General features: G+C 49.3%; 5 protein-coding genes and 7 tRNA genes. 2 read left to right on the plus strand and 10 right to left on the minus strand.

What is annotated here, in order from left to right:
- Window positions 1-35 precede the first annotated feature (35 nt).
- Together WH45_RS08180 and WH45_RS08185 are read right to left on the minus strand one after the other, a co-directional pair.
- Window positions 36-1,022, minus strand: a complete 987-nt coding sequence (locus tag WH45_RS08180) for a LacI family DNA-binding transcriptional regulator (protein ID WP_046213923.1) — start codon at window positions 1,020-1,022, stop codon at window positions 36-38.
- A gap of 123 nt (window positions 1,023-1,145) precedes the next feature.
- The gene (locus WH45_RS08185) at window positions 1,146-3,290 is read right to left on the minus strand and encodes a DNA topoisomerase III (RefSeq protein WP_046213924.1); all 2,145 of its coding nucleotides are present in this window, start codon (window positions 3,288-3,290) and stop codon (window positions 1,146-1,148) included.
- Between the two features lie 289 nt (window positions 3,291-3,579).
- Here WH45_RS08185 and WH45_RS08190 point away from each other — a divergent pair, with 289 nt between their 5' ends.
- Window positions 3,580-5,184 (plus strand): amidase, encoded by a 1,605-nt coding sequence (locus WH45_RS08190; RefSeq protein WP_046213925.1) that lies wholly within the window; start codon window positions 3,580-3,582, stop codon window positions 5,182-5,184.
- Between the two features lie 331 nt (window positions 5,185-5,515).
- Here WH45_RS08190 and WH45_RS08195 read toward each other — a convergent pair whose 3' ends face one another.
- Window positions 5,516-6,706 (minus strand): GNAT family N-acetyltransferase, encoded by a 1,191-nt coding sequence (locus WH45_RS08195; protein ID WP_046213928.1) that lies wholly within the window; start codon window positions 6,704-6,706, stop codon window positions 5,516-5,518.
- 599 nt (window positions 6,707-7,305) lie between these two features.
- Between WH45_RS08195 and WH45_RS08200 the strand changes: the two genes are divergently transcribed.
- A complete protein-coding gene (locus WH45_RS08200) occupies window positions 7,306-8,295 on the plus strand; it encodes a ketoacyl-ACP synthase III (RefSeq protein WP_046213926.1) in 990 nt (329 codons plus the stop codon).
- Between the two features lie 58 nt (window positions 8,296-8,353).
- On the opposite strand, the gene WH45_RS08205 is transcribed toward WH45_RS08200, so the two are convergent.
- The 7 genes from WH45_RS08205 to WH45_RS08235 all read right to left on the minus strand — a co-directional run bounded on the left by WH45_RS08205 (window position 8,354) and on the right by WH45_RS08235 (window position 9,138).
- Window positions 8,354-8,424, minus strand: a tRNA-Gly gene (locus tag WH45_RS08205).
- A gap of 135 nt (window positions 8,425-8,559) precedes the next feature.
- Window positions 8,560-8,634 (minus strand) — tRNA-Gly (locus WH45_RS08210).
- Between the two features lie 10 nt (window positions 8,635-8,644).
- Window positions 8,645-8,728 (minus strand) — tRNA-Leu (locus tag WH45_RS08215).
- Between the two features lie 40 nt (window positions 8,729-8,768).
- Window positions 8,769-8,844, minus strand: a tRNA-Lys gene (locus WH45_RS08220).
- A gap of 5 nt (window positions 8,845-8,849) precedes the next feature.
- Window positions 8,850-8,924, minus strand: a tRNA-Gln gene (locus WH45_RS08225).
- 17 nt (window positions 8,925-8,941) lie between these two features.
- Window positions 8,942-9,014, minus strand: a tRNA-His gene (locus WH45_RS08230).
- Window positions 9,015-9,062: 48 nt separating this feature from the next.
- Window positions 9,063-9,138: transfer RNA gene (locus tag WH45_RS08235), tRNA-Thr, on the minus strand.
- Window positions 9,139-9,248 lie beyond the last annotated feature (110 nt).

A 9,248-nucleotide genomic window follows, 5' to 3' on the forward strand; every position in this document is an offset into this window, starting at 1 on the left:
TGGAACCGATTCCAAAGTTATTATAAAATCATTTTTTAGTATTTGTCAACGCTTTCTCGCTCTAATAATTGGTGATCCATGATCGTTACTTTATTTACCGGCTGCTCATTGACCAGCTGAATAATATTCCGCGCAGCAATTCTGCCAGCTTCGGTGTATGGATAGCGCACCGTTGTTAACGCCGGATGAACTACCTCAGTCACATCATATCCACCAAACCCGGTAACCGAGAGCTGTTCCGGAATCCGTATTCCCAGCTGATAGGCAGCTTTCATCACACCAAGCGCAATATTATCGGTGGCGCACACCATGATCGAAGCTTCCAGATCGCCTGATAAAATATCCAGCGCCGCTTCACGCGCATCCGGAATACGGAAGCTGGTCTCGTAATACTCCACCTGACATCCACCTGTTTCTTCCACTGCACGGGCAAATCCCTCTTTGCGTTTGACACCAACGGCAATATCCTGTTCGGTTACGCCAAGATAGATCAGATGCCGATGTCCTCTCGACAGCACATAACGCCCGAGATCATAGCCGGCTTCATAGTCGTTGTGAATCAGACTGTGAATCTGTTCATGCTCCTGGCCTACCAACAGTACAGGGACACCGGTCTCCTCGATCGCCACCAGATGATCGTCCGTAATTCGGGCTGCCAGCAGAATGATCCCGGCAATTTTTTGGCGGGCCAGCTCGTAGATCGCCTCAATTTCTCGGTTCATATCCTGACTCGTATTGGAGATAATCATCCGATAACCGAACTTCCGCAGCTGATCGTCAATGCCCATTAGCGTATGCGATGTCGCAAATGAATCCAGCCGCGGTACTATCGTTCCAATAATACTGGCATTTTTGGCTTTGAGACTCTGGGCAAATGTATTCGGAATATATCCGGTTTCCCGGATAACCTGCTCCAGCTTTTTCCGGGTATTTACACTGACCGATCCGCCGTTCAGGTAGCGCGAGACTGTACTTTTAGCCACACCCGCGATTTGAGCAATATCTGAAATGGTTTTACTCATTTTCGCCTCCACATTTGGCCTTTTAATCTGCATGATATACCAGCTGCAGCAGGCTGCTCGATTACCCGGCTGTCCGCTGCGGCTGATTATGATGATTGTTAATAAATTATGGGTACTGCTGCATTATTCCTTCTTTTCCAGAGCGGCTTTCAGCAGATCGCCAAGACTGGAGCCAAACTCCTCTTTTTTCTCGAACTGTTTGACCAGTTTTTGCTGCTCCCGTTTGTTGACCGGTTTGCTGCCGTCTTTGTTCAGCTTCTCGGTGATCCCACAGCCAAGACACTGGATGTACTTTCCTGCTTTGCCATCCTTGATTTCCATTTTTTTGTGGCACTGCGGACAGCGGCGGTTGGAGAGCTGCTTGCCGGTCGAACGGCGATAGCTGCAATCCTCACTCGGACAGACGAGGAAGGTACCTCTTTTGCTTTTCTTCTCCAGCATTCTGGTGCCGCAGTCCGGGCAGTGACTGTTCGAGACATTATGCGGCTTGTACTGCGCATCGCTTTGTTTGACACCACTGACGAGCGACTCCGCCATTTGACGAATTCCCTGCAGAAATGGCTCCGGCTGACCCTGTCCACGGGCGATTTTTTCCAGTTCGCTTTCCCAGCGTGCCGTCAGTTCCGGTGTACGCAGCTCCGGCGATACAAGTTCGATCAGCTGGGTACCTTTACCGGTAGGATGCAGATGATTGCCCTGGCGTTCGATCGTATCCGAGGAGACCAGCTTCTCGATAATATCCGCACGTGTCGCCGGCGTGCCGAGTCCGTGCTTTTCCATCTGGGACAGCAGTGCTGCCTCGGTGTACCGTTTCGGCGGCATTGTTCTGCCGCTTTGTACGATCGACCGGCGGATCATCAGGGTATCGCCCTGCTTCAGTTCCGGCAGCGTCTGCGCAGATGACTTTCGTTCCTGCAGCTTGTCATTATCTCCGTCTTCTTCGTCATCATCTTCATCCCACTGATCCCCGTAGACCACTTTCCAGCCGCTGTCCTTAACGGTCACGCCTCTGGCATGGAATGATTCTCCTGCCGCCTCGGCGACTACCTGAACCGTATCATAACGAGCTGCCGGATAAAATAAACTGATAAATCGTCTCGCGATCAGATCATACAGCTTGCGCTCATCGGTAGTGAGCGTATTCAGCAGCAGCGTCTGTTCGGTCGGAATAATCGCATGATGATCACTGACCTTGCTGTCATCCACAATCCGGCGGCTGATATTCAGCTTGCCGCGCAGCAGGGGACGAGCGAGCGAGGCATACGGCCCTACCGCTACACTGGCCAGCCGTTCCTGCAGGGTATCCGTCATATCGGAAGACAGATAGCGGGAATCGGTACGCGGATAGGTGACCAGCTTGTGCTGCTCGTAGAGCTTTTGCAGCACATTGGAGGTATGCTTGGCCGAGAAGCCAAACCGGCGGTTTGCATCGCGCTGCAGCTCGGTCAGATCATAGGCGAGCGGATGAGGTTCCTGCTTCTCACTCTTTTTCACCTGGTTGATCTGTACCTGTTTGCCTTCGAGCTTTTGCTGCAATCCCTGCACCACTTCCGCATCGAATATGCGTCCATCTCCCTGCTTGCCGCGCCACTGCATCTGGAAGTTGCCCAGATCCAGCTGCAGAGTACGATAATCCTGCGAACGGAAATTGCGGATATCCTGCTCTCGCTGCATAATCATCCCGAGTGTAGGTGTCTGCACCCGTCCGGCAGACAGCTGGGCATCGAATTTGCAGGTTAGGGCGCGGGTGATATTCAGTCCGATCATCCAGTCCGCTTCTGCCCGGCAGCGTGCCGCTTCATAGAGACGGTCAAATTCCTTGCCCGGACGCAGTCTGGCAAAGCCTTCCTTGATCGCCTTGTCTGTCTGCGACGAAATCCACAGCCGCTGAAACGGCTTGTTCCACTTGGCCATCTGTATAATCCAGCGGGCCAGCAGTTCTCCTTCGCGGGCAGCATCGGTCGCTATGATCAGGCTGCCTATATCCTGGCGCTTCATCAGATGCTGGACCGTTTTGTATTGCTGGGCACTTTCCCGCAGCACTTTGAGTCTCATTTTATCCGGCAGAATCGGCAGATCCTCCAGCTCCCATTTCTGGTATCGGTTATCATAATCTTCCGGTTCGGCCAGGCCCACCAGATGCCCTAGCGCCCAGGTAACAATGTACTGAGGACCTTCCAGGTAACCTTTTTGCTTCTGATTGCTGCCCAGCACCCGGGCGATTTCTCTTGCGACCGAAGGCTTCTCAGCCAGTACTAATTTTTTCATGGTTATGTTTCCTTTCCTTACCCTGTATATATAAATATCATGCTACACACGAACACTTCCTGATGTCCAAACTGTATTGACCAGTAACAATATCCTTTTATTTTAACATAAATTACTGACTCATAGATTCTTCGTATCCCTGACCATGTACGTTATCCCTGCCTTGATCTACGACTTCCATACCAATTCTGCATAAATCCATTGACATGTTATATTTATTAACAATAAAATACATAATCAAACAAGTAATGGCATAAAAATTAACCAAAAAGAGAAAAGAGGCGACATAATGTTACATCACTCACGACACTCCAGGTTATCCAGGTTGAAAAAGAAGGTACTGATTTATCTTGCTGCTGCCCTGTTGGTTACACTCTCTGTCAGTACATATCATCCACTACTACATACCGCTTATGCCGAATCCACACCGGGAACAGTAGAGCCATTTATCGTAACCGAAGCGACTATCGCCGATATGCAGCAGGCTCTGGCAGCAGGTAAAGTCACCTCCGTACAGCTCGTTCAGCAGTATCTGAACCGTATCGAGAAATACGACGATCAGGGACCACAGCTAAATGCAATCCTCACGCTCAATCCGCAGGCTCTGCAGATTGCCGCTGACCTGGATCGCGAACGCCAGAGTAAGGGTTCACGCGGTCCGCTGCACGGCATCCCTATTATTGTAAAAGACAACTTTGATACCGACGATATGCCGACGACCGCCGGTTGTGTGTGTCTGAAAAACTCCATTCCTGATGACGATGCAGAACAAATCGCCCGGCTCAAAGAAGCCGGAGCCATCATTCTTGCCAAATCCAATCTGCATGAATTTGCCTTTGGCATTACGACTTCCAGCTCACTGGGCGGACAGACCCATAATCCATACATGCCGGACCACTATCCGGGCGGTTCCAGCGGCGGTACAGGTGCAGCCATTGCAGCCAACTTTGCAGCGGCCGGCCTCGGTACCGATACCGGCGGCTCGATCCGGATTCCTTCCGCTTTTAACAGTCTGGTCGGTATCCGTCCTACCATTGGTTTGAGCAGCCGTGATGGCATTATTCCGCTCGCACTCACCCAGGATGTGGGCGGCCCGATTACCCGTACGGTTGCAGATGCAGCAGCTCTACTGGATGCCACTGCAGGTTATGACCCGGATGATGTGGCTACCGCCTATAGTGTAGGTCATATTCCGGATAGCTATATGGACAGTCTGCAGGCGGATGGACTGAAGGGAGCACGTATCGGAGTTGCCTATGAATTGTTTGGCACTTCTTCAGCCGAACAGTCCGTTACCAAAGCCGTGTATGGTGCCGTCGATGATATTCAGCGTCTCGGTGCTGCTGCAGTGCCTGTACAGATTCCAAAGCTGGATCAGATTATGCAATTTCCCAGCCTCAGCGGCTATGAATTCAAATTCCAGCTAAATGACTATCTGGATAGCCTGGGTGAGGATGCTCCTTATCATACACTTGCAGAGATTCTGCAATCCGGACAGTTCGACCCTTCCCAGACCGATTCCATGCAGAAACGAAATGCACTGGAGTCGCTCGATACAGAAGCGTACAAAGATATCGTTCTGAACCGCACCAAGATCACCCGTGAATCCCTGCTCAAAGTCATGGCCGATAACGATCTCGATGCCATCGTCTATCCGACCACCACCGAGCCTGCCGCCAGGATTGGTGAAGAACAGGAATCAGGCAACAATAACCGCCTCAGTCCCTTTTCGGGCTTCCCGGCGATTACCGTGCCTGCCGGCTTCACCCCCGAAGGCCTGCCCGTAGGCATCGAGTTCCTGGGTCGCCCTTTCGACGAAAGCACACTGATCAAACTGGCCTACAGCTACGAGCAAGGTACCCATAACCGCAAAGCCCCTGCATTAACTCCATAGTTTCATGATTCAATGAGCCGATGAACCAAAGAGCTATTATCTAACGGAAGCAAGAATATAAAAAAGTCTCATCCCAGTTCACCTTTCAAAATGAATATCCCCTTAATAACTGAATAAACCCTCTCTACAACAAAACGATCTTCCAGACTGTTATGCACGCCAGTCTGAAAGATCGTTTTTAATCTCGCTAAATGAACCCATCTTCAAAACATATCATTTTGTCCCAATTACCACATACTCCATGAGCAATAAACACCAAGCTCCAAGCTCCAAGCTCCAAGCTCCAAGCTCCAAGCTCCAAGCTCCAAGCTTAACAATTGTCCCGCAGCGATCAGAAGAAGTCCATCAAATAAGTGGTAGCAGCAGGTATTCTGCTTTCCAGAATATCGATTGCTTCCGCTTTTCCAGCCAGCCTGTTCCACCGGTATAGCTCTGCAGGACGCTTGTACCCCATCATCATTGCTGTCAGTGTCTGGATATCGGTCTGAATGCTGCTGTATTGCTGTATATCCTGCTGAACCCCTTCCGGCAGCTCGGCACGTTGGCTAACCTGAGCCTGCCCGGATTCATTAATCAGCACTTCCCAAATGCCTTCATTCCAGTCAGCGACCGGATCATTTACAGTAATACGAATAACCTGTACTGCGCCCGGTGTAAAAGGATACTCTTCCAGAAACTGCTTCACATTCACGATTCGCGCCATAAAGTAAGGCGTCGTCTGCTGCTCTATCCGCGGATCACGAAGCAGATAAGGCAAGCCATCATCTACCGGGGCTTTGAGCTTGACCTCTGTAATCATCGAATCATGATTGGCAATATACGTCCACAGCGCCTGCCGGGATGGCTCATCCAGATACACCAGTTCATCTATATCCATCTTGCGCTCTTTCACTGTATATAGTAGATAACCGCGTGCTTCTCCGGATGCATCGTAGTAGACTGCCGTCTGGGTAGAATCATCCAGAACGGAATACGTCCACCATTCCTCGGTTCGTACCAGCGTGCCGTTATAGCGGGCTGCATAAGCTTCATATACTGCGTTCAGCACCGTGATATCCTTGACTCCACGCTTGATCCGGCCATCCGATTGTACCTTGACAGGCAGCAATGCCGTAGGGATCGTATATGTTTTGTAATCGATATACAGATCCCAGCCATATTTACGATAAAAGGGAAAATAAAACGGATGTAGAAAAGAAACAGACTGACCCGTATCATTCATTAACTGCAGCGCATGCCGCAGCAGCTGATCCACAAAGCCTTGGCGCCGCTTCTCCGGCCACGTAGCTACACTGGCGATGCCTCCCATTGCATAACGGCGGCCATGTATGTATGTCTCCATAGGCAGCAAAGTGAGCTGCGCACTCAACTCCCCATCTTCAAAAACACCCCACACCGTTTCCGGTTTAAAACGGGGCTTGATCTCTTCCAGTTCCTCTGCCGATTTACGATATTGAAAAGCATACATCGACAGCTCCATACGTAGTTCAAATTCTTCTGCGGTTAATTGCCTGATTTCCATCGTGCTCATCACCTCATTCGAATAGTTATGATCTGCTGGAACCTGATGCCATTCATCCGGCATCAGTACACGTGAACACAGCATCCCGCCTATCAATGGAACTACTGCCATATGGGCAGGATCTGATCATAGTGTCATTATGTCATCTTATTTGGCTGCATTGCAAACTCATGCGGTGTAATTGAACTTAGCCTTCTTCTATGCCATTCATCCCATATATTTCAAATACTGATATAATGAATTTATGATTTACTTTACCGTTCTATTTACTTCCATTCCCCAATACGTTATATTGAATTAGTATCTGGTGCTAATATCAAGTTCTAATCTAGTCCTTCCTTTGCATATGCAGCTGCCCCTGCTGCAGAAATTCACTGTATCATTAGAGTAAGCTCTTATACGATATACTCTGTCGCCAAGCTTACATTTAATCGAAATATTTAGGCATTCAGATCGTCATTATACAGCTGAACTCCCTGACTGCAACTCGCTTGTACTGCTAACATGTTATTATGCATGCTCTTTTTAGAATAGTTCCTTTTAAAATCATACAACTGCTTTTTCTGCAGCCATACACATACTTAGTCGAGGTGACCCATATGACTCTATCCACTGCAAGAATTACAGCACTAGGTACTTACGTACCCGATCAGAGAATTACCAATACCGATCTTGAACAAATGGTTGAGACTTCAGATGAATGGATTGTACAGCGTACCGGTATACGGGAACGCCGAGCGTCTGCTCCGGATCAGTTCAGCTCTGACCTTAGCATCGCAGCTGTCCAAAATATGCTGAATAACCATCCGGTTACACTCGATGATGTAGAGCTTATTCTCGTAGCCACCACTACAGCAGATTACCAGTTTCCGAGTGTAGCTACCCAGGTACAATCTCACTTTAATATTACACGTGCCGGTGCACTGGACATCAATGCAACCTGCGCTGGCTTTGTATATGCTCTTCATATGGCCAACAGCTTTATTACATCCGGTCTGCATCGCAAAGTTCTCGTGATTGCTGCTGAGACGATGACCAAAGTCGTCGATTATACCGATCGTAACACCTGTATACTATTTGGGGATGGAGCAGGCGCTGCCCTTGTGGAATATGATGCAGAGATGCCGAGCTTTATAGGTACCGTCACAGATAGCGACGGTAGTGGAGGGTGTCATGTATACCGCAGCGGCCTGTCTGACCAGATTACGGGAATGACTATGACTGGTCAAGGCAAGATTTATCAGAATGGACGTGAAGTGTATAAATGGGCAGTGCGTACTGTTCCTCAGGGAATCTCTCGCCTGCTGCAGCAAACCAATTATACCCTGGACAAGATAGACTGGTTTGTACCCCATAGTGCCAATTTGAAAATGATTGAATCGATCAGCGAAAAATCCGGTTTTATGCCCAATCAGGCACTTACCAGTGCTGAATGGTTCGGCAATACATCTTCTGCTTCTATCCCTCTCGCCATGCAGCAGGGAATTCAGGATAACAAGCTAAAAGCTGGAGATCATCTTGTTCTTTATGGCTTCGGAGCCGGTCTGACCCAGATGGGCATGCTTATCCACTGGAATCCTAAATCTTAACAACCGCCGAATAAACTAAAAAGGATGCCTGACATAGTCAGACATCCTTTTTTTTATAAGCGGGTGATGGGAATCGAACCCACGCTATCAGCTTGGAAGGCTGAAGTTCTACCATTGAACTACACCCGCGGATCAGGGGATCATGATCTAATGAAGTAACACCGGGTTACAGCATCAGACCTAAAACAGAAACGCCATACTGTTAAATAAACAAGAAAGCTTACGCCATCTTCTCTAACATTCTGACATCCAAAAAAATATATATGGAGCGGACGACGGGAATCGAACCCGCGACCCTCGCCTTGGCAAGGCGATGCTCTACCGCTGAGCCACGTCCGCAAAATAAGGATGCGGTCGAGAGGACTCGAACCTCCACGGGGGTTAGCCCACACGGACCTGAACCGTGCGCGTCTGCCAATTCCGCCACGACCGCATATTACAAAGATAAAACATATCCATTTACAAAAGGTAAATGGTGAGCCATGAAGGACTCGAACCTTCGACACCCTGATTAAAAGTCAGGTGCTCTACCAACTGAGCTAATGGCTCTCAAATGGCTGGGGATATAGGATTCGAACCTATGCGTGACGGAGTCAAAGTCCGTTGCCTTACCGCTTGGCTAATCCCCAATATACATAAGATAAAGGGCGATCGACGGGAATTGAACCCGCGAATGTCGGATTCACAGTCCGATGCGTTAACCCCTTCGCCACGACCGCCTTAATGTATGGGTAAAAAGCGTATACGCCCTGTCCCTGAAAAAAACATGGTGCCGGCGAGAGGATTTGAACCCCCGACCTACTGATTACAAGTCAGTTGCTCTACCAACTGAGCTACACCGGCATAATCAATATCACTTTTGACCACAAATGGCCGAAAAAAAATCCCCAGTGGGGAAACGCTTGGCAACGTCCTACTCTCCCAGGACCCTGCGGTCCAAGTACCATCGGCGC

Origin of the sequence: Paenibacillus wulumuqiensis, from assembly GCF_000971965.1 — a bacterium.
GTDB lineage: Bacteria > Bacillota > Bacilli > Paenibacillales > Paenibacillaceae > Saccharibacillus > Saccharibacillus wulumuqiensis.